The following is a 21,410-nucleotide window of genomic DNA, read 5'->3' as shown; positions in this document are numbered from 1 at the left end:
CGATGAGTTGCCGCAGGTCCGTGATCCGGACCTGCGGTAAAGTCTCCGGCGTTTACTCTTTGATGTCGAGCCAGCGGGTCAGGTGGCGATCCGGGGCGTTATCGATCCAGCCTTCGATCTTCGGTGAGACGAGTTGTTTCGAGACATAGTAGTAAATCGGGATGTAAGGCTGTGCTTCCATCATGATGGCTTCGGCCTGCTTCATCAGGCTGGCACGCTTTTTAAGGTCGCCTTCCTTTTCGGCTTCCAGCATCAGTTCGTTGTAACGCGGGTTGTCAAAAGCCGCGTAGTTCAGCGGCCCGGTCCGTTCTTCGCCGAGGAACAGGAAGTTCTGCGCGTCGTTGTAATCGGCAATCCAGCCCGCACGTGCCACTTCAAAGTTACCGACCTTCAGATCGGCATAGTGGATTTTGCCTTCGGTGTTGAACAGCTCGGCCTGAACGCCGATCTGCTTCCACATGTTCTGGGCCGCAATCGCGATGCGCTTGTGGTTTTCAGACGTGTTGTAGCGCAGGGTGAATTTAAGCGGATTGTCAGGGCCATAACCGGCCTCGGCCAGAAGCTTTTTGGCTTCTTCGAGCTTTTCATTATAGGAAAGGTCTTTCCACGAAATGTATGCTGGCTCGCCGTAATTACCGGTTCCGGGCGGGACAAAGGAATAGGCCGGAAGTTCACCGGTTTTCAGAACCGAGTCCGTAATGGCTTCGCGGTTGATCGCCATCGACAGGGCTTTGCGGACACGGACATCCTTGAACATGTCCTTGTCGGTACGGATCGCATAGTAATAAATACCGGCATACGGTGCGATGCGCAGGCTATCGGCAAGGTTATCGCGCAGCCAGGAAATCTGTTCGGACGCGATGTCGCGTGCGACGTCAAGTTCGCCTGCACGGAAACGGTTCTGCATCGCGGTGCGATCTTCATAGGTGTAATAGATCACCTCGTCGATCGGCACATTGGCGGCGTCATAGAATTCCGCGTTCTTTTCAAGTTTGGAATGAACGTTCGGCAGCCATTCGGTCAGTTTGTACGGACCGTTCACCACGGTATTTTCCGGTTTCACCCAGTCTTTGCCAAATTTGGCAATCGCATGCTGCGGGATCGGGAAGGCGGTCTGGTGGGTAAGTTGTGCCAGGAAATAAGGGGCTGGCGCGGTCAGTTTGACCTGCAGGGTTTTGTCATCCAGGGCGGTGGCCGCGAGTTTCGCGCCTTCCTTGCCACTGTTAACAGCCTCGGCACCCTCGATGATATAAAGCAGGGATGCGTATTCCGCACCGGTCGCCGGGTCAAGCAGGCGGTTCCAGCCCGCGACAAAATCACCGGCAGTTACCGGCACGCCGTCCGACCAGTTGTGATCGCGAATTTTAAAGGTATAGGTCATGCCGTCGTCAGAAACGGTCCAGCTTTCAGCGGCACCTGGCACCGGTTCACCATCCGGGCCATATGTCAGAAGACCCAGAAACATATCATCCGACAGGCGGCTGGTCTGAACCGTCGAAATGAAATGCGGGTCCATTGATTGCGGTTCGCCATCATTGCCGACGCGCAGGATTTTTTCAGCCTGTGCATGTGTGGTGGACAGCATGGTCATGGAACCGGCAAGCAATGCCGTGCCCAGCACAAAGGCCCGCGAGGAATTAAGCAATCCCTTCACGAGACCATTTGCGGTCTTCGCGTTTTGTGACATCTGTAATGTCTCCCTCATCTATTTTGCTTTGTTGTCGACGTACTCCCTGAAAGTACGTACGCAAAAATACTGAGACTGACATGCGTGATCTGCAAGTCACGATTCCACAAATTTGAAACAAATGGTGCTTTCTTGCGTGATTGCAGTCGTTTTGTGGTGTTATTTTGCGTGTTATTCGGAAATAACAGATTGTTCTACGGCTGGGGAAGCCTGCAACTTTAGCCTGTAAAACGTTTTGCATGTAATGGTGATTGTCGCGTCGTGCCTTGCGGCTATATGCGCAAAAAGTGAAACAGTTCACATTCAAAGGGTTGGCCGCCAAATTCGGTGATCACGAATCGGGCTTTGTGATTTTCTGCATTATTTTTCGGCAATTCAGGCGATTTCAATATCTTGGCGCGAAAATGGGCGTTCTCTGATTACATTTTCGCGCGTGAAAAGATTTAGGAATACAAACCCGGTATCGCGTCATGGCAGCTTGATGAAACAAGCGTGAATTCAAAAAATTGCCGTTGAGAAACATCGTCATTCAGGCTACGGGTTTTTGCGTACGTTGTTTTTTCAGATTTCCTTGATCAATAAATGCGACCGAAAGATGCCTTTAAGCCCGTTTGATCTGGCGGCCCTGATGGTTGCCATACTTGGTATTTCTCAGGCCGGTTTCTTTATTCTGCTCTTGCGCCAAGAAGGGCCATCTGCCCTCTATGCTAATCGCTGGCTCTATATCTTCATACTGTGCTTTGCGCTGATTTTCCTTCGAGATGCGGTATTTCTGCTGTTCGGAACTGAAATCGCGCTGATGACCGAACCGCTACTTTTCAGCGCCTATCTTGCACTTGGTCCGGCAATCTTTCTTTATGTTCGCACTGTTGCCGGGCGTTGGGTATCCAACGGCTGGTGGCATTTTGTATCGCTTCTGGTCGGTATGGTCTTTTCGAGTATTCTGACCGCCTCGGTCTTTGCCAGATATGGCGATGAAATTTCTTCCGGTGCGCCTATCCATCTGACATTTGAAACCGATCCGGCGCTGTCCTGGTTTGTGGTTGCCATCATGACGGCGTTTTTTGTTTATGTCGGCACTTATCATCTCATGATGTGGCGTGCCGCCCGGTCCTTTGCGACGGAATTGACAAAACAGGGAACTGAGCAAAGCCTGGCCAAGCGGCAATGGATCGGCAATGTCGTAAGAAGCCTGCATCTGGCCTTCGTCGTTTTTGCCGGTATTCAGATAATTCAGTGGTGGACCGAAAGCCTTTACTGGGCGGGGTCGGTGATGAATTTCGTGTTCCTGTGCATAGTGATGCGGCTGAGTTTTCTGGTCGCAAGCCAGCCGTTCAATACCATTCCAGCAAAGGTTGTGCACCTGTCGGTCGACCCGCTGACCGATCTCGCTGACAAAGATCATGAACCACTACGTTCGCTGGTCGATACCGACGAAAGTGAACGCATCCGAAAACGCCTTGATGTTCTGCGCACCGAACGTAATTTGATGTTTGATCCGCTTCTGACGATGCCCAAACTGGCAAGCGCGGTTGGGGCAACGCCTAATCAGTTATCCTTTGTCCTGAACCGGCATCTAAGCCAAAGCTTCTTTGAATTCGTCAATACCGTCCGGATCGAAGAAGCTGTTCGCTTGCTTCTTGCCGAGCCAAATCGACCGGTTCTTGATATTGCCATGGCCGTCGGGTTCAATTCAAAATCCACCTTCAATCTTGCGTTTAGGCGTGTAACCGGTACAACACCAAGCAAATACCGAGTTGCTGCAGATACGCACGCGACCGCCCCTGGAATTGTTGGGGATGCTGTCGTCGGCCCCGGTTAACAACAGACAGCGACCATCAGGATAAAGAATGGATACGTCCGAAATCGTTCTTTTGCTTATTGCTGCAGTCGGCCTTGCACAGGCCGCATTCCTGATGCTTCTGTTGCGGCACGAGGGCAAACGCGCATTTCGTGCGAATCGCTGGTTGCTGGCGTTCTCGCTGACCGCCTGCGCAAGCTTTATCGAAGACATCAGCGATGTCTTCCTCTCGCCGCTTTATATTCTGTATCTGGCAATTATTTTTGTACCGGTCACATTTGCCTTTTTACCATCTATCTACTTGTATTTTCGCGAAATTGCTGACCGTCCCGTGCGCTATCCGGGGGTGCATTTCGTCATTCTGGTGCCGGTCGCCATCCTGACGGCGGTCGCGGTACACATAATGCGCACCAGCATACTTCCGGGCGACATTGGCGGAGAAATCGATTTCGAACTGGATACCGATATTGAAAGTCATTTGCCTGTGGCTGCGATCCTGTTGACAATCATTATTGCGCTTTATGTCCAGTTGTTTGGCTATATGGTCAAAATCTGGCGGGTTGCGATTGGCTATCTGCGGCAGGCGGGTGAACAACTCGGTGCGGATCAGCGCGTTCTGCGCCGCTGGGTGACGGAACTGCTGACTGGCATCAGCCTGATTTTTCTGATTTTTACCGCAACGACGATTGTCGATATTTTCATTACCGATAGCGAATGGCTGACGACCCTTGTGCAGGGGGCGTTCGCGCTCGTATTCTTTCGTATGTGCCACGTGATTGCGCACAACCCGGCTTTGTTCGTTCAGGCGGAATGGGACGGGGCGCAAGAGATGGCAATGGATGAAGATGCCCGTGATTTCACGGCAACCGGGTCGAGGCAAACCCGGTTTGCGCCTCGCAACTTGGTGGATGCCGATGAAATCAGCAGAATTTGTAAACGGCTTGACGCCATCAGGACCAGAAGCGACCTGCTTTTCGATCCTCTTGTCAGCCTGCCAAAGCTTGCAAATGCAGTCGGTGCAACCTCTAACCAGCTTTCCTATGTGCTGAACCAGCATCTTGGCAAAAGCTTCTTTGACTTCATCAACGAAGTCCGAACCGGCGAGGCATCCCGCCTTTTGGTAAACGAGCCGGATCGCACCATCCTTGATATCGCAACCAGTGTTGGTTTTAATTCCAAATCCACCTTCAATCTGGCTTTTAAGAAAATCACCGGCAAAACGCCAAGTGTTTACCGATCGGAGACCCTGTCGCGGCGTAACCCCGTACTTTAGCGCTGCTGTAATCTTTATCGTCGCAAATGACGGGCACATGAATGTTTGAAACAATCGATTTGCTGCTGCTGCTGATTGCGGCACTTGGCGCGGTTCAGGCCGTTTTTCTGATTATTCTTTTGCAGGGCGAGGGAAAACGCGCATTTCGAGCAAATCGCTGGCTGATGATGTTTGCGGTGGCCGTTGGAATGGGCTTTGTCGACGATATCGTCGATACCATCGTCCCGCCACTTGTGAACCTGTATCTGACACCGCTTGTTACACCCTTCTTTTTCGCCTTCATTCCGGCAATCTATCTTTATTTCCGGGAGATATCAGGCAATCCATCCGCAAAACCGGCATGGCATTTTGCAATCATGCTTCCGGTGTCGGCAGTCATGGTCTGGGTCGTTTTTCTGCTGCATGCCAGTCTTTCGCGGTCGGACACGGCTGTTTCCGACGTCCGCATCAATCTCGATTTCAGTCAGGGCAACGTCTTTAATCTGCTGCTGATGATGTTGATCGCGATCTTCTGTCTGCAATTTGCGATCTATATGTTCCGGATCTGGCATGTTGCGGTCCGGTATTTGAAAGATGCCCATCGGCAGCTTGAAGTCGATCAGAAAGGGCTAAGGCGCTGGATTCTTGAACTGCTCGTCGGGTTGAGTGTGATTTTCACCCTTTTCACGCTGATCAGTCTTTTCGATACCATCGTTTCACGCAGTGAATGGCTGGTTCTGTGTGTGAAGGCGACCTTTGTTCTGGTGTTCTTTCGGATGTGTCACGTTATTGCCGCCAATCCGGCATTGTTCGTACAGCCTGAACGCGACGAGGTTGAAAACACCGGCGAGAGTGATGGAAAAAGGCCCAGACCCGGTCTGGCGCGCAATGTGGTTGATCCCGAAGATGTCAGCCGAATAGGGGCAAAACTGGACCGCATCGTGGCGGCACGCGAGCTGATGTTTGATCCGCTTCTGACCATGCCAAAGCTCGCGAATGCTGTTGGGGTGACACCCAATCAGCTTTCCTATGTGCTGAACCAGCATCTTGGCAAAAGCTTTTTTGATTTTGTCAACGAGACCCGCACAAACGAAGCATCCCGTCTTCTGATCGAGGAACCGGATCGCACGATCCTCGATATCGCCATCAGTGTCGGGTTTAATTCTAAATCGACTTTCAATCTGGCCTTCAAGAAAATCATCGGCAAAACGCCCAGTGCGTACCGGGATGAGAATTCATTAAATACAAATACTTAACGCGTCCGAATGCGCATTCGTACCTTTTGATCGCTTAGATCAGGTTCGAAGATACAGAGCCGGACGCCAGACACAGAACAACACTGCATTGTCGGGTCACCAAAACTGATACAAGGGTGATCGGACAAAATGAATTTTTATAAAGTTTCAAATCTGGTCGGGAACGGTTTGATCCTGTTGGGGGCCGGATTGTGTGCAAGTGCGCTTATGCTCGTCATCAGTACGTCGGCCAATGCGCAGCAAGGTACAAGGGACGTCCTGCGCGAAGAGGTTAACCCCAAACAAGATGAAGCTGCTGATCCCTGGCTTGGTGGGGTATGGCAGTTCGGGGCATATGGCCAGGTTGAAAGCAATCCTTATCGTGGTGCGGACAGCGTCGATTTAGATCCTTTGCCGCTTTTGGCCTATGATGCGGATCGGCTGCATATCGGGACCGACGGGATATCTGTCACCGCATGGCAAAATGAATTCGCCAGTCTTGACGTACTTGGTGCGCTTCGCATGAAGCCGTTTGAAAATGGCGATAGTGAATATCTGCGTGGCATGAAAGAGCGCGATATGGCCTATGAGGCCGGGATCGGTTTCACCAGCCGCCTGTGGCGCGGGGAAGTCGGGGCCTATTACCTGACTGATCTGAATGACGCCCATGACGGTCATGAACTTGACCTCACCTATACCATCCCGATGGATCTGCAGAATGTAACATTCGACTGGGGTGGCGGGGTACGCTGGCAAAGCGATAAGCTGGCAAACTACCATGTCGGTGTCAGCGGCACCGAAGTCAGAAGTGACCGGGCCGTCTATGACGCGGATGCTGCCTTTATCCCGCATCTTGACGTTTCTGTGACCTATCCGATTACCGAAAGTATCGTTCTGCTTGGAACCGGTGGGGTGGAATTGCTGCCTGACAGCTATACTGACAGCCCGTTGATTGATGATGACTATGTTTACAGCATCGGTCTGGGTCTGGTTTACAACTTCTGACCTTTGGGTTCAGGCACCGGTCTCCTGCCCCCCAAATTCAGGCGGCCGGTTTCTGGCGGGTCGGTCACGTCCAGTGGGCCGACTCGCCTTTTCTGTGCTCTTTTCAATCGGACAGCAGGCATGGAAGCCAAGCTATATGGCTTTCATCTTCCCACATAGGCCGCCAACTCGTCCGGAGTTCCTTTGGGAAAAGCATCCCTTAGAAAGTCTAGGAACGCCGAGACGCGTGCGCTTAGCAAGCGGCGTGACGGATAGAGCGCCCATAAGGTAATTTCAGGCCCGTCCACATCGCCCCAATGCACCAGCGTACCATCGGCAAGATCATGACACACAAGCGACACCGGAAGTCGTCCCGCGCCAACTCCTTTGCGTACGGCGTCCCGAACCATGACGAGCGATGAGAGGCTCAGGACCGGATTGACCGCGATCTTTGACTGGCTGGTTGATGTTTTCACATTCCAGCTTTCGTCTTGGCGGACTTGCCCCCGTACAACAGCCGGGACAGAGGAGCCATCCATCGGTGGCGTCAGGCCCGGATTAGCAACGATCACCAGTCGATCACGCAGGAACACACGACCGACAAGGCTTTCATCAGGTTCCGGGTTAACCCTTATTACCAGATCATAGGCTTCCTCAATCATATCGACCGGGCGATCTTCGGTCGTGACCTCAAGTCGGACCTTCGGGTATTTGAGGGCGAAGTCCGCAGCCAGTTTCCCCATCGCAGTCTGCGAAAACAGCAAAGGTGCACTGATCCGAAGTTTCCCCCTCGGTTCGCGTCCGCCAGAGGCAATTGCCGCAGTCGTCTCGTCGAGTTCAGTGAACAACTGGCTCGTCCGCTCGAACAGCGTCCTTCCTTCTTCGGTCAGTTTGAGAAGTCGAGCACTGCGTTCGAACAAACGCAGCTCAAGGCTTGCCTCCAGCTCTGCCACGCGGCGTGACAGTGTCGCTTTCGGGCGGCCTGTGGCGCGCGACGCTTTCCCAAACCCACCGTGTCGGGCGACCAGATTGAAGTCGGCAAGGGCAAGAAGGTCCATGTGTTCCACCAGCGAGACAGTCTGTCTAAATATAACGTCTATTGCCGTGAATGTGGATCATTAAATTGGGGCAGTCAAATTGCTCAACCAAGGAGAAAAACCATGACCATTCTGGTAACCGGCGCGACCGGCAATGTCGGAAGCAATGTTGTCGAACAACTTCTGAAACGCGGTGCAGATGTGCGTGCATTGGTCCGTGACCCGTCCAAGGCCAGTTTCCCGAACGACGTGGAAGTCGTTCAGGGCGATATGCGTGATGTCGATTTACTGCGGCGCGCCCTGTCCGGTGTCTCGACCCTGTTTCTGCTGAACGGGGTTGTTGCCGACGAATACACGCAGGCGCTGATTACGCTTAACCTTGCCCGTGAGGCCGGGATCGAGCGGATCGTATATCTGTCGGTGATCCACAGCGATATCTATGTCAACGTGCCGCATTTCGCGGGCAAGTTCGGTGTTGAGAGGATGATCGAACAAATGGGTCTTGGTGCCACCATTTTGCGCCCAGCTTATTACATGGATAACGAAATTACGATCATGGACGTCGTCACCAACTTTGGCATCTATCCGATGCCGATTGGTGAAAAGGGACTTGCAATGATTGATGCACGTGACGTCGGCGAAATTGCTGCGCTCGAACTGATCCGCCGTGAACAATCGGCAATACCGCTGCCGATCAATCGCATCAACCTTGTTGGTCCGGATACGCTGACCGGCAAGGATGCGGCCACGATTTGGGGCGATGTCCTTGGCCGCCCAATCACCTTTCCCGGCAACGATACTGCTGGGTTTGAACAGAACCTGCGTCAGTTCATGCCAGGCTGGATGGCCTTTGATATGCGACTGATGGCGGAGCGTTTCCTGACCGATGGCATGCTTCCGGATGCTGGCGACGTCGACCGGTTGACGTCGATGCTTGGCCGTCCGTTGCGCTCCTATCGTGATTATGTCGCGCAGATCGTTGACTGATCGCCCTCATTCCAACCCGACCGAAAAAAGGATCATCGACATGATATATTCGACTGCAACCGTCCCGGTTAACCCGCAAGGTCAACCCAGACTGACACGCGAACAGGTCTGGAAGGGCCTTGAGCTGAAAGCTCGTGATGCGCGACAATTTCTTCCGGCTGGCCTCTGTACCCGTTGCGATGTCACAGAGGAAAGCTCAACACATTTCGTCCGCGATGCTACGATCGGCGGTGTCGACCTGCGCGAGATCATTACGCTGGATGCGCAACGAAAGGTCACCTTCTTTCAGGCAACAGGCCCGCGAGAGGGGGCGATCATCAACGAACTGTTCGAGGACGAAACGGGCGACCTTCAGCTCAAATTCTACTGCTACCTAGGACTGCGCGACAAGGAACCTAACGGCTCGGAAGAACAGGCAGAGCAAGCACAGTTCGATAGCAATAACGGCTACAAAGCAGCCCTGATGTCTACATTGAAGCGTACTCGTGAAATGGTTGCCGAAGGAAGGATTTGACCTCGGTCGTCTTCATTGTTTGAGACAATTGAAAATTCAGAGACAGATATCTGGTCGGCTGTTCTCAATGGCTGACCAGATTTTCCGTTTTAGCCAACTGTTTCTGTCTGGTTCCGTTCGTTTTACGGCGGCGCTGCACTTTTATCCCAAAAGCACGATCTTATCCCGCTGGATCATGTGGCTAAATCAGGCCAAGGGTTTTGAACGAATTATACCCGGTTTGACTGATGATGATGTGGTCGTGGATGGTGATTTCCATCGCCTTTGCGGCCTCGACAATCTTGCGCGTCATGTCTATATCGCCGCGCGATGGGGTGGCATCGCCGCTGGGATGGTTATGGACCAGAATGATCGCGCTGGCGTGCAATTCAAGGGCGCGCTTGATCACTTCGCGCGGGTAAACTGGGGTGTGATCGACCGTGCCGGTCTGATGGCATTCATCGGCAATCAACCGGTTCTTGCGGTCCAGAAACAGCAGATGCAGTTCTTCGGTCTTGCGATGGCCCAGACGCACCCGGCAGTAATCAATCAGCTGTTCCCAACTGGCGATCACGGGCAATTCCATCGCGCGTTCACGGGCCAGATATTGCGCACTTGCCTCGGCCACCTTGATCGCGGCAATTCCGGCATCGCCAAGCCCCTTGGCCTTTTGCAAATCTTCGGGCCGTGCGGCAAGAACATTGGCAAAGCTGCCAAACTGCGTAATCAGCGATTTTGCCAGCGGTTTGACATCGCCACGCGGCATCGCCATACACAGCAGAAGTTCAAGCAATTCATAATCGGCAAGCGCATTGGCCCCGCCTTTAAGGAACCGTTCGCGCAGGCGTTGACGGTGGCCGTGATAATGGGGTTTGGGCGGTTTCGCGTCGCTCGGCGATGGCTGGAAACTGGTACTTTGTCCGACCGGAACCGCAGCGCGCGTCTGATCGAAAAAGACGCGCGTGCCGTCATCAATCTGTACATCTATTGATGCGTCAGGACGGGAAGCAGCCTTGCGATCTTCTGTTTCGCTCAAATCCGCTTCCCCCTTTTTGTTTGCGGCCTTATTCGGCGGCTGCACTAATGTCGTATGGTGGTTTTTCAAGCCCGGCCGGTGATCGGGTAAAGATTTCAAACCCGTCATCGGTGACGCCAAGTGAATGTTCGAACTGTGCCGACAGTTTGCGGTCCCGCGTCACCGCTGTCCAGCCATCAGGCAGGATTTTGCAGGTATAAGTGCCCTGGTTGATCATCGGTTCGATGGTGAAAATCATGCCGGGTTCCAGAACCAGCCCTTCGCCCGGGCGGCCATAATGCAGGATATTGGGCGCATCATGGAACACCTGACCAAGGCCGTGACCGCAGAAATCGCGTACAACCGAAAAACGTTCGCTTTCGGCATAGCTTTGGATCGCATGACCGATATCGCCAAGTGTCGCACCCGGCTTGACGGCATTAATCCCGCGCCACAATGCTTCGTACGTCACATCGACAAGACGCTGCGCCATGACCTTGGGCGTGCCCGCGATATACATGCGCGACGTATCGCCATACCAGCCATCGAGAATGACCGTGACATCGATATTCATGATGTCGCCATTCATCAGTTTCTTGTCGCCGGGAATCCCGTGGCAGACAACATGGTTGATCGAGGTGCAAATCGATTTCGGAAAGCCGCGATAGCCAAGGCAGGCCGAAACCGCATTATGATCGCGAATATATTCATCACACAATTGGTCGAGCCTGCCGGTCGTTTCGCCCGGAACAACGAAGGGCGTAATGTAATCAAGGACTTCCGCAGCCAGCCGTCCGGCGGCGCGCATCCCTTCGAACGCTTCGGGTCCGTGCAGTTTTACTTTTCCGTTCGCCACCCGAAATCTCCTTGGTTCGGCAGTAAATTCAATGGTCACTGTGTCGCAACATAGTTCAATGACATAATCGGACAGGGCGAAATTGGCAAGGATGCCGTCACTTTGCGCTGATGTCCCGGATCGGAACGGCCTTGTTTACGGTTACCGATGGTGTCTTGACATCAATGATGCAGTCATAGGCCAATGCCTCGACCCCGGCGCTGGTCGCCGCTGAAAAGCGCGCTGCATAGTGCGGATCTATATCGGATGCCAAGGCAAAACGGTCGCAATCATCGCGCTGGATCAGATAGAACATCACGGCACGGTGACCTTCTGCGACCATGTCGGCCATTTCGTCAAGGTGCTTTGCCCCGCGCGCGGTAACCGCATCGGGAAACTCCGCCAGCCCCGGAACAGCATCATCGCGTTTAAGATGCACATTCTTGACTTCGACATAGCAAAGCCCACGTTCCGGATCAGAAAGCAGGATATCGATCCTTGAATTCTTGCCATATTTGACTTCACGCTTCAGCGTTTCATATCCGGCCAGCTCCGGCACCTTGCCCGACAAGATGGCTTCTTCGACGATTGTGTTGGGATGGGCAGTATTGATGCCAACCATCGCACCGCCAACCCGGCACAGTTCCCAACTGTATTTCAGTTTGCGTTTCGGATTGTCCGATTGCGACAGCCAGACATCGATCCCGGCCTCCTTCAACCCGATCATCCCGCCCGGATTGGCGCAATGGGCGGTGATCATATCGCCATTATCAAGCTCGATATCGGCCAGAAAACGTTTGTAACGTTTGATCAGCTTGCCCTGAATCAGCGGAGAAGGAAGGAGCATGTCAAATTCCGGTAACTGTTTGCTTTTGAACGGCAAAACAAAAAGTATGACTAATTGCTTTTTGCCGGATCGGGCTTGTCCTGGACGTCACCCAGAAAATCAACAAGGCTGACCTGCCCTGTACCGCGTCTAAGCGGCTTGGGCTGGCTTTCATCGGGGGCCCAGGCGGTAAGGTAGATCACCTGAAATTTGACATGAACGCGGCCATCCGGGCGACCGTGACGTTCGTGATAAATTGCCGCCGCACGGGCCAATGTGCTGCGTTTGGTGAATTTCTTGGACCGGATGGCGACAAGGTTGCTTTCGCCCATCCCCGAAAGATCGCGCATCAGTTTCAGGGCGTCTGGATAATCGATGGTGATATCGTCGCTATCAACCACCGGCAGGGCAAAGCCGCTGCGCTGTAACAGCGACCCTGCATCGCGAACATCGACAAAGGGGGATACGCGAGGGGATACGCCGCCTTCTTCTTCTGCCTCGGCGGTCATCAGCGCCTCGCGCAGGTCACGCAGCGTATCACCGCCCAGAAGGCATGCCAGAAACAGCCCATCGGGTTTAAGCGCGCGCCGTGCCTGAAGCAGCATACCGGGCAGGTCATTGACCCAATGCAGCGACAGGTTCGAAAGGATCAGATCAAGTGACCCATCGCCAAACGGCAGGAATTCTTCATCGGCAACGAATGTCGTGCACTCATTGCGCATTTTGGCTGACTGCGCATAACCATATGAAATGTCGCATTGATGCAGGGTTTCTATCCCGCCACGTGCACCGATGATCTGGCCAAGCTCGCCATTGTGACAGCCAAGATCAACCGCTAGCGGGAATTTGCGCGTGGTGTCGTCAAGCCGGTCGGCAAGGCGTTCGGCAGTTTCGGCAAACAGGAAATTGAACTCGCTGGCACGTTTTGCCGCGCGGTCGCGGCGCAGTTTCAGGATGTGGCGATCAAAAACGGTGATCGGATCGGCCATGAGGCGGGAAGCTCCGTCAAAAGTCGTTTTAAAAGTTACGACCTAGATAGAACGTCGCGCCCTCCCTTGCAATCCAAGACCGGATCAAAGCGCCAGAACAAGCGATTCATCGCTACCATCTTCCGCAGCCGCAGGTACCGCACAGCAGATCAATGCCTCGTCCTGGGCGGTTTTAGCCGAGGGCCGGGTTTTATAGGTGACGTTCCCTTGCAGGATTTTAGTCCGGCAGGTGCCGCAATTCCCACCGCGGCAGCTTGCCTCTGGTGCCAATCCGGCATCTTCGGCCAGTTCCAGCAAGGTTTTGCCATCATCTGGCTTCCAGATCGCACTTTTGTCCGAACCTGAAAAATCAACTTTTGTATCCGTGCTGCTCGCCGGTGCCAGTTCAGGCAGATCGGGCTGGCTGTCGTGGCTGCGTTGCAGCGATGCGGGGCCGAAGGCCTCGGCATGGATGCGGGTATCGGTAATGTTAAGGCCGCGCAAACCGTCATATATCGCCTGCATAAAAGGTGGCGGACCGCACAGATAAAAATCGAAATCGTCAAACGGCAGCAGGGAGCGCAGCAAATCCATATCGATATGCCCGGATGCTTCGTAATCCTTGCGCGGTTCGGCGTCGGTCGGATCAGCAAGCACGCGGACAAGGCGAATGCTGCCTTGGGCTGCTTTGACCAGTTCGACCAGCTCGTCATCAAACGCCCGGTCTTCAAGGGTTCGCGCCGCATAAAACAGCCATGTCGGCCGGAAGCCGCGGGTGCGGAGCCCCTCATAAACGATATGGCGCAACATCGAGATCATCGGTGTGATACCGATCCCACCCGCAATCAGAACTGCCGGGCGTTTGACATGGGCGTCGATTGAAAAATCGCCTGCAGGCGCACGGGCCTCGATCACATCGCCCTCGGCAAGATGGTCGTGCAAGTGGCTTGAAACCAAGCCTTCGCGCTTCACACTGATGCGATAGCGATTGTCCGACGGGCCGCTTGAAAGTGTGTAGGTGCGGATCAGTGGTTTGTCATGGCCGGGCACCGTGACCCGGATCGGCAGATGCTGCCCGGCCTTGTAAGGCAGGGTTCCAGTTCCGTCGAGCGGTTCGAGATGGAAGGATTTGATTATTCTGTTTTCTTTCACAATCCGCGCGATTTTGAAATTTTTCCAAATAATCGCGTTCTGCATGGCCGCAATTTTACGTTCCGCCGTTTCCCAGTCGCCGGTCAGAAGGCTGTTGGGGGATGCCCCGTCGATTTGATCGCGCCAGCGGATCGGAAGGGTGGCTTTGCGCAACACAACCTTACGCGGGAAAACCCGCCACAAACGTTCTGCCCCCTGAAAGGCGGCAATTTCCGGCCCGTCGATGATGACGTCGGCATCGCCCGTGATCTGCAGGACATCGCCCGTGGCAAAATCGGTAAAAACAAGGCCAGCCTTGGGATTGGCGAGGATATTACCCAGCGTATTGAAAAACAGGTTTCCGGCAAAATCGGGAATGGTCAGGCTACCATCGTCATCAATGCGAACAAATCCGGGTTTGCCGCCACGGTGTGAAACATCGACCTCGCGCTTTTCGCCCGGACGATCAACATAGGTTGCGACAAAGAAGGTGTCAGCCTCGGAAATCATCGCGCGCGCTTTATCATTCAACGTGCTTTCCAAATCCGCATGCGAACCGGTTTGAGACGAAAGTGGATCGCGGACGAATTCGAAATCGCGCAGATGGATATATTGCGGGCAGTTGCCATAGCTGTGCCCGACGCGGATCGCGAAACCATCATCAGATGAGCGCTCGATGGTGCCATTCAGGCGGTTGCGGCGTCTTGTGTGCAATTCTATCCCGATCATGCCGATGGCCTTGCCGTCATCCATCCCGGCATCGGCCGGATCGGTCGGATCCCGGGGGATGTCGACGGCAAGCTGATAGGGATCGGGGGCATGCAGAAAGCCGGGGTGGTTGGCGCGAAGGGTTGCCCAGACATCGCCATTGTCATCAACCGCACCAAATACTGCAAAGGGCAGTTGGGGGTAAAACTGGCGATGCTGGTCGATCAGGTGGTCGCGCAGGACACGTTTGCCAACTTCGGCCATACGTTCATCGACCCCGACCAGCTTCTGCAATTGGATTTCGCCCTCGTGCCACGGACCGTTGGTGTCGGTGCCAGACGGGGTGAATTTTACGGGGGCAGGTGACGTAATGGGCGTGTTCATGGCAGTTTCCTTCGCGACAAAAGTAAGGGGAAGGATGGTTTTGTCAGATTGCCGTTCTTAGTCCGGCAACCGTTTGTTCGAACGGCACAAAACCGGGCAGGGCTTCGACCCGTTTTAGCCAGGCACGCACATTGCCATAGAGGGCAAGGTCAACATTGCCTTCGGGCGCATTGGCGATATAGCTGTAAAGGGCGACATCGGCGATGGTTGGACGGCCCAGCTCGATCCAGTCCTTGCCCGAAAGCGCGTCATCAATCTGGGCCAGAATGGCATGGGCGCGTGCAATGACTTCGTCGGGATTGAACGGTACATTAAACACCGTGAGCAGACGGGCAGCACAGACGCCATAGGCAATTTGCCCCGCCGCGACCGAAAGCCATTTCTGAACCTTGGCGGCACTTTCGGCATCTTCGGGCAGCCAGTCGGTCGCGCCGCGTTTCTTGGCGACATAGGTCATGATGGCGATGGAATCGGCAATCACGACGTCGCCGTCTTCGAGAACCGGTACCTGACCCAACGGGTTCAGTTTGAGGAATTCCGGCGATTTATGCGCGCCATTGGGCAGATCGACCGTGACGACATCATGGTCAACGCCCAGAAGGCTTAGAAACAGGTGGGCGCGGTGGGCATGGCCCGAGAGGGGAAAATAATGCAGCTTCATTGTTCCAAATCCTTCTTCGAATATGAGGTTGATGCGATGCTGCCTACTGTGATTGTTTCCTCTGATTTGCGGAATATGGTTTTCGGGGAATTCATTATTCCATAAAGTGGAATTGTGTGTTGGCGGAGCAGGAAAAGCACCATGGACCGATTTCAGGCGATGAGGATTTTTGTGCGCGTTGTCGAAGCACAAAGCTTTGCCGCTGCGGCACGGGAATTGGGATCAAGCCCGCCTGCGGTTACACGTGCGGTGGCCTTCCTTGAGGATATCACCGGCGCAAGGCTGCTGACCCGGACAACACGGTCTGTCTCCCTGACCGAACCGGGTGCACATTATTATGACGATTGCAAACGATTGCTTGGCGACCTGGAAGAAGCCGAAGCCGCGGCAGGCGGTGCCTATGCCAGACCCAGCGGGACCTTGACCATCACGGCCCCGGTTCTGTTCGGTCAGATGTATGTATTTCCGGTAATGACCGAATTCCTCGATCAGTATCCCGAAATGCGCGGTCGGGTACTGTTGTTTGATCGCATCGTCAATATTGTCGAGGAAGGCATCGATCTTGCTCTTCGGATCGGGCATATGGCCGATACATCAATGAGCGCGATCAAGGTCGGGACGGTTAGGCGTATCATTTGCGGGTCCCCCGATTATTTTGATCGCCACGGCAGGCCACAGGTACCCGCAGATATCGGGATGCACAGGGTTGTTGCATCAACCGGATCATCGGCACCACTGGACTGGCAGTTTGGCGGCGATCAGAAAACCAGTCTTTCGGTCAGTGCACGATTGCAAACCAATTCGATTGAAGCCGCGCGCAAGGCGGCGATTGACGGATGGGGGCTGGTGCGCCTGTTGTCTTATCAGGCGATACCGTCGATTGAGGCAGGATCGCTTGAAGTCGTTTTACGCGATTATGAGCCCGAACCGATCCCCATTCATATCGTCCATCCCGAAGGCCGCCATGCACCGGCCAAGGTGCGCGCCTTTATTGACCTGGCGGTGGATCGTCTGCGTGCGGATAAGCGTATCAATTAGCGCATCGTTTCAATCATCTTGCGTGATAGGATCGGGTGTTTTGTGATCGATGACGATGCATGGGCAGGGAAGATCGAGTGGGGATTTTACCGGCAGAGATTGGGCGTATTGTCGGCAATGTCATGCAGATCGGTTTGCGCACCGTTTTGCCGCCGCGTTGTGGTGGATGCGGTGCGGTTACCGATACAGTGCATGCGGTCTGTGCTGATTGCTGGATCGGGCTTCGGTTTATTTCCGATCCACTGTGCGCGTGTTGCGGCTATCCGTTCGAGCTTGCCGCTGAAGACAATGCGGGCGATGGCATCCTGTGCGGCGAATGTTTGCGTAAAAAGCCTGCGTTTGATCGGGCCCGTGCGGCACTGGTTTATGACGACGCCAGTCGTGATTACCTTTTACGGTTCAAGCACGGGGATCGCACCGATCTGACGCCGCTTTTAAGTCGCTGGCTGGTGCAGGCAGGGCGGGATTTCTGGGCAGATGCGGATATCATTCTTCCGGTGCCGTTACATCGTACCCGGCTTTTGATGCGGCGATATAATCAGTCTGGGTTGTTGGCCGCCAGTCTGTCGCGCCAGACCGGCATTGGATGGCATGGCACGGTGCTGCGGCGGTTGCGAAAAACGCGCAGTCTAGGCGGTTTGGGGCCGTCGTCGCGCAAGCGCGAAGTCGGCGGTGCGTTCGGTGTCGATGACGGGATCGCAAAGCGGATCGGGCTCTCGGGGGCGCGCGTGGTTTTGATTGATGATGTGCTGACCACCGGGGCGACGGCCAATGCATGCGCGCGGATTTTAAAGCGCGCCGGAGCCATGCACGTCGATGTGATCACAGTTGCACGGGTGGTCCGATGACGCGTCGCAAAATATCTGTTATAGAACGCCCATACAGGACGGATTGCCGGTCGTATTCTGGTGCAAGGCCGTGAAAATATGCGCCATAGCACCGATAACGACCCAATGAAAAAGGAACATGACCAGATGGCAAAAGTCGAAGTTTATGCCACCGAATGGTGCCCCTATTGCAAGCGTGCCCGCAAGCTTCTGGAAGAAAAGGGTGCCAAATACGAATTGATCGATGTGATGATGGAACCGCGTCGCAAAAAGGAAATGATGGATCGTACGAATGGCAAACACACCGTGCCGCAGATTTTCATCAATGACGAACATATTGGCGGTTGCGACGAGTTGATGGCGCTGAACGCCAAGGGCGGCCTGGACAGCAAGCTGTCGGCCTGATTGGGGCATCGCCCTGCACATTGAAAACCCCGGTCCATGTGGCCGGGGTTTTCGTTTTGGTGACGCGACAGAGAGAGTTCGTTAGCCAAAGGTGTCTTCCATTTCCTTGCGGAAACGGATGGCGGGATCGGTGGGGTCGAAATCGACATCGTTCCATGTCACGACCTGATCAATTGCGATATTGCGGTTGAGTGTCAGGTGGTGCGCAAGGCCGATGGGCAGGGCATTTTGGGCCTTTGACATGCGGGCGGGCATCAGTTTGCCATAGACCGTGTAACCGCCTTCCCCGTCGAGCTTTTCACCGACGCGAAGGTCGCGTTTGGCAAAGGCAACCGCATCGCCCGACCATGCGCGCGGTGAGCCGGTGGCCTCGTGGCGCAGGGCGGCAGAGGCGACCGAAATGCCCAGTTCCAGCCCGATCAGGTGATAGGGTTTATACATCGCGGAATATTGCCCGGTCGGATCGGTCAGAAGACCATATTCCGAGAAGCAGCGTTTGACATAGTCACTGGGGGCTTCAAACGTGACATAAACGCCCCAGCGCAGATCGCGAAACACCGGGCGGGTATCACGTTCCAAGCTTGAAACCACTTCAACCGTGCCCTTGCGATCAAGCAATCCGCCGGTTTCGCGTGGTGAGAGCAGACGTGGCAGGTCATCGACCCCGCAGGCCGGGAAGCGAAGGCCGATATCCTGTGGCACCAGATCACAGGCATTGGCAACAGCGGCCATTTCGATGGCGGATTTGGTGCCGTCAAGGAAGCTGTTGAAAATCTGCGGGTTCATCCCACCCGCCTTGGCCTGTTGCGGTGTCAGGCCATAATGGGTCCAGACATCATCAGGCGTGACATGGTGATAGGCGGGCAGATATTTGGTGCCTTTACCCGCACAGATGACATCAAGGCCGACGGCACGCGCCCAATCAACCATTTCCGAAATCAGGGCGGGCTGATCGCCATAGGCCATGGAATAGACAAGGCCTGCCTGTTCGGCTTTGTGGGCCAGAAGGGGGCCAGCAAGAACGTCGGCCTCTACATTGACCATGACAAGGTGGCGGCCATATTCGATGGCCTTCAGACCATAGCGGATACCGGCTGCGGGGCTGCCGGTGGCATCGATGATGACTTCGATGCCGTTGGCTTCGATCAGGGCATCGGCATCCTCGGTGATCCAGGTGGTGCCGTTTTCAAGCGCATTGTCCGGATCGGTTGCCTGATAGCGTTCCTTTGGCCAGCCGACACGGTCGAGGGCCTCTTTGGCGCGGGTCGCGCTCAGGTCTGCGACCCCGAGAACGTGATAGCCCGGATGGTGTCCGGCCTGACTTAAAAACATCGAGCCGAATTTACCTGCACCGATAATGCCGACGCGAACGGGATTGCCGTCTGCGGCACGTTTGCGCAGCTTTGCATCAAGGTTCATTTGAAATACTCCGTCGCCGGGCGATCAGGCCGCGGAACTTTTGGCGGACGATTGTTTGGCAACCAGTTCGTCAAGGCAATCATCGGCAAGCGGTGTGATCGGGGTGAAGTCGCGATGCGCGATCCAAGGTTTGCGATTAAACGCCCGGATATGGTTCGAAACCGCGCACAGGCTAAGGTAAACAATGGTGCGGTCAAACGGGCTGATATTGGGCGGGCTTGCATGGACAAGGTTGCCGTGGAACATCACAACCGATCCGGCAGGCCCAATCGGGGCTTCACAGCCGCCTTCGGCAGCAAGCTTTGTCACGGTTTCTCGATCCAGGGTCCAAAGCGGATAGGAGGTGGTTTCAAGATCGTGACCGGCTTTGAGTACGCCGGCCTTGTGGCTTTTGGGGATGAATAGCAACGGGCCGTTTGCCGGGGTGACGTCTTCGAGGAACAGGGCGATGTTGAACGCGCGCGGTTCGGGCATTTCATCGTCGCGCTGCCAGGTGCCGTAATCCTGATGCCATTGCCAGACGGCGCCATCAAAGGCAGCCTTGGCGTTGATTTTGTATTGATGCATGTAAACCTGTTCATCAAGGAACTGTTCCACAGGTTCGATCAGGCGGGGATGGGCACCAAGGCGGCGGTGGGCTTCGTTATAGGTGTGGGCGGCAAAAGCCGTGCGGGCGACGCCCGATGTTTCGCGCCAGACTTCTTCGCGGTCGGATGCATAAATCTGGCGGGCTTCGGACAGAAGAAGGGCGGCTTCTTCGCGAGAGAAAAGTTCCGGTAGAAAGACAAAGCCCTGTTCGCGAAATTCGGCAAGTGCCGCTTCATTGAGTTTCATGACGTTCCTCCGTGTCGCAAGATTTTGGTTTTTGTTGTGCGACCTTGTGCCCGGTTCGGGCGGTTTATGCGCCAGGCGATTCAATTGTTTTTCTTTGCAGTTTCTTTCATGTGCGTGATCAGGCGGTTTGCGGCATTGCGTGTATGTGCAATTGCCAATTGTTGGGCCGCCGCGCCATCGCCGGCGCAGATCGCGTCGGCGATGGCTTGATGTTCGGTCCAGACAGGGTCCCGACCGGTTCCGGTTTGCAGGTCGGCGTGCATGACGCGCCGAACCTGCAGCCAGATTGCGGCTGATGCCTCGGGCAACAGGGGATTGCCCGACAGGCGATAGATCGTTTGATGAAACGCGACGTCGGCTGCAACAAGGTCTGCGGTGGTATTGCTGTCCAGGGCGTGGTGTCCCTGTTGGATGGCAGCCCGCAGGGCCGATTTCCGTTCGTCTTCCGGGGATTTTGACGCCAGACGGGCGGCAAGCCCGTCAAACGCTTCGCGCAAGTCATAAACGTGCTCGACCAGTTTGGCATCGACCGGCGCAACGCGGTATCCGCGCCGTCCCATCGGTACCACCAGTCCATCACGACGCAGCAACCCCAGAGCTTGCAACACTGGCTGCCGCGAGACATTGAGCTCCTCGGCCAAGGCTTCCTGACGCAAAGGCGTTCCGGGAGGGAGAGCACCGGAACACAAGGCATCGACCAAGCGATCATGCACTTCGTCAGTCAGACTTTTACGACCGGAAAGCGGTTCCATCTTCAATCCTTCTTTCGCATGTGGAATACTGTATACGCTAAATTTAACCATTGGAAGATCAAATCGAAAAAAAATGACTCTGTGGTTGTGTGTTCAGATTAAAACACTGTTTTGGTGGCGCGATAGCCCAA

The 21,410-nt window shown here is 54.6% G+C and carries 20 protein-coding genes; 9 read left to right on the top strand and 11 right to left on the bottom strand.

The window, feature by feature from the left end:
- Positions 1–52 precede the first annotated feature (52 nt).
- Entirely contained in the window at positions 53–1,687 is a 1,635-nt protein-coding gene (locus ABIE64_RS09220) for a peptide ABC transporter substrate-binding protein (protein WP_354377226.1), read from the bottom strand.
- A gap of 595 nt (positions 1,688–2,282) precedes the next feature.
- Between ABIE64_RS09220 and ABIE64_RS09215 the strand changes: the two genes are divergently transcribed.
- The 4 genes from ABIE64_RS09215 to ABIE64_RS09200 all read left to right on the top strand — a co-directional run bounded on the left by ABIE64_RS09215 (position 2,283) and on the right by ABIE64_RS09200 (position 6,980).
- A complete protein-coding gene (locus tag ABIE64_RS09215; RefSeq protein WP_354377225.1) occupies positions 2,283–3,509 on the top strand; it encodes an AraC family transcriptional regulator in 1,227 nt (408 codons plus the stop codon).
- Between the two features lie 28 nt (positions 3,510–3,537).
- Entirely contained in the window at positions 3,538–4,761 is a 1,224-nt protein-coding gene (locus ABIE64_RS09210) for an AraC family transcriptional regulator (protein ID WP_354377224.1), read from the top strand.
- A gap of 41 nt (positions 4,762–4,802) precedes the next feature.
- Entirely contained in the window at positions 4,803–5,996 is a 1,194-nt protein-coding gene (locus ABIE64_RS09205) for an AraC family transcriptional regulator (protein ID WP_354377223.1), read from the top strand.
- Positions 5,997–6,125: 129 nt separating this feature from the next.
- Positions 6,126–6,980, top strand: coding sequence for a MipA/OmpV family protein (locus ABIE64_RS09200; RefSeq protein WP_007091150.1), 855 nt, complete (start codon positions 6,126–6,128; stop codon positions 6,978–6,980).
- Between the two features lie 143 nt (positions 6,981–7,123).
- On the opposite strand, the gene ABIE64_RS09195 is transcribed toward ABIE64_RS09200, so the two are convergent.
- Positions 7,124–8,017 (bottom strand): LysR family transcriptional regulator, encoded by an 894-nt coding sequence (locus ABIE64_RS09195; protein WP_007091149.1) that lies wholly within the window; start codon positions 8,015–8,017, stop codon positions 7,124–7,126.
- A gap of 102 nt (positions 8,018–8,119) precedes the next feature.
- On the opposite strand from ABIE64_RS09195, the gene ABIE64_RS09190 reads away from it, so the two are divergent.
- Together ABIE64_RS09190 and ABIE64_RS09185 are read left to right on the top strand one after the other, a co-directional pair.
- Positions 8,120–8,983 carry an SDR family oxidoreductase gene (locus ABIE64_RS09190; RefSeq protein WP_007091148.1) on the top strand — a complete coding sequence of 288 codons (864 nt, stop codon included), beginning with the start codon at positions 8,120–8,122 and terminating at the stop codon, positions 8,981–8,983.
- Between the two features lie 40 nt (positions 8,984–9,023).
- The gene (locus ABIE64_RS09185; RefSeq protein WP_354377222.1) at positions 9,024–9,497 is read left to right on the top strand and encodes an AtaL-like protein; all 474 of its coding nucleotides are present in this window, start codon (positions 9,024–9,026) and stop codon (positions 9,495–9,497) included.
- 181 nt (positions 9,498–9,678) lie between these two features.
- Here the strand turns inward: ABIE64_RS09185 and radC are convergent, their stop codons facing one another.
- From radC to ABIE64_RS09155, 6 genes are all read right to left on the bottom strand, one after another.
- On the bottom strand, positions 9,679–10,512 hold the full coding sequence (gene radC, locus ABIE64_RS09180) for a RadC family protein (RefSeq protein WP_354377221.1): 834 nt from the start codon (positions 10,510–10,512) through the stop codon (positions 9,679–9,681).
- 28 nt (positions 10,513–10,540) lie between these two features.
- Positions 10,541–11,347 (bottom strand): type I methionyl aminopeptidase, encoded by an 807-nt coding sequence (gene map / locus ABIE64_RS09175; RefSeq protein ID WP_007091145.1) that lies wholly within the window; start codon positions 11,345–11,347, stop codon positions 10,541–10,543.
- A 97-nt stretch (positions 11,348–11,444) separates the two neighbouring features.
- Positions 11,445–12,173: a DNA/RNA nuclease SfsA gene (sfsA, locus tag ABIE64_RS09170; protein WP_354377220.1), complete on the bottom strand. Its 729-nt coding sequence runs from the start codon at positions 12,171–12,173 to the stop codon at positions 11,445–11,447.
- 50 nt (positions 12,174–12,223) lie between these two features.
- A complete protein-coding gene (locus ABIE64_RS09165) occupies positions 12,224–13,141 on the bottom strand; it encodes a methyltransferase domain-containing protein (protein ID WP_354377219.1) in 918 nt (305 codons plus the stop codon).
- An 84-nt stretch (positions 13,142–13,225) separates the two neighbouring features.
- Positions 13,226–15,343: a 2Fe-2S iron-sulfur cluster-binding protein gene (locus tag ABIE64_RS09160; RefSeq protein WP_354377218.1), complete on the bottom strand. Its 2,118-nt coding sequence runs from the start codon at positions 15,341–15,343 to the stop codon at positions 13,226–13,228.
- 43 nt (positions 15,344–15,386) lie between these two features.
- Positions 15,387–16,004 (bottom strand): glutathione S-transferase family protein, encoded by a 618-nt coding sequence (locus ABIE64_RS09155; protein WP_354377217.1) that lies wholly within the window; start codon positions 16,002–16,004, stop codon positions 15,387–15,389.
- A 141-nt stretch (positions 16,005–16,145) separates the two neighbouring features.
- On the opposite strand from ABIE64_RS09155, the gene ABIE64_RS09150 reads away from it, so the two are divergent.
- From ABIE64_RS09150 to grxC, 3 genes are all read left to right on the top strand, one after another.
- A complete protein-coding gene (locus ABIE64_RS09150; protein ID WP_354377216.1) occupies positions 16,146–17,042 on the top strand; it encodes a LysR family transcriptional regulator in 897 nt (298 codons plus the stop codon).
- A 77-nt stretch (positions 17,043–17,119) separates the two neighbouring features.
- Complete coding sequence (locus ABIE64_RS09145; protein ID WP_354377215.1) at positions 17,120–17,890, top strand: ComF family protein; 771 nt, start codon at positions 17,120–17,122, stop codon at positions 17,888–17,890.
- 105 nt (positions 17,891–17,995) lie between these two features.
- Entirely contained in the window at positions 17,996–18,274 is a 279-nt protein-coding gene (gene grxC, locus ABIE64_RS09140) for a glutaredoxin 3 (RefSeq protein WP_354377214.1), read from the top strand.
- Positions 18,275–18,355: 81 nt separating this feature from the next.
- Here the strand turns inward: grxC and ABIE64_RS09135 are convergent, their stop codons facing one another.
- The 3 genes from ABIE64_RS09135 to ABIE64_RS09125 form a co-directional block, all read right to left on the bottom strand.
- A complete protein-coding gene (locus tag ABIE64_RS09135; protein ID WP_354377213.1) occupies positions 18,356–19,693 on the bottom strand; it encodes an NAD(P)H-dependent oxidoreductase in 1,338 nt (445 codons plus the stop codon).
- A gap of 24 nt (positions 19,694–19,717) precedes the next feature.
- Positions 19,718–20,527, bottom strand: coding sequence for a phytanoyl-CoA dioxygenase family protein (locus ABIE64_RS09130; protein WP_063094858.1), 810 nt, complete (start codon positions 20,525–20,527; stop codon positions 19,718–19,720).
- Between the two features lie 80 nt (positions 20,528–20,607).
- Positions 20,608–21,279, bottom strand: a complete 672-nt coding sequence (locus ABIE64_RS09125) for a GntR family transcriptional regulator (protein ID WP_063094860.1) — start codon at positions 21,277–21,279, stop codon at positions 20,608–20,610.
- Between the last annotated feature and the right edge of the window lie 131 nt (positions 21,280–21,410).

Source organism: Thalassospira sp. MBR-102 (assembly GCF_040549275.1).
In the GTDB taxonomy this organism is placed as follows: domain Bacteria; phylum Pseudomonadota; class Alphaproteobacteria; order Rhodospirillales; family Thalassospiraceae; genus Thalassospira; species Thalassospira xiamenensis.
This window is presented reverse-complemented; position numbering and strand designations above follow the sequence as displayed.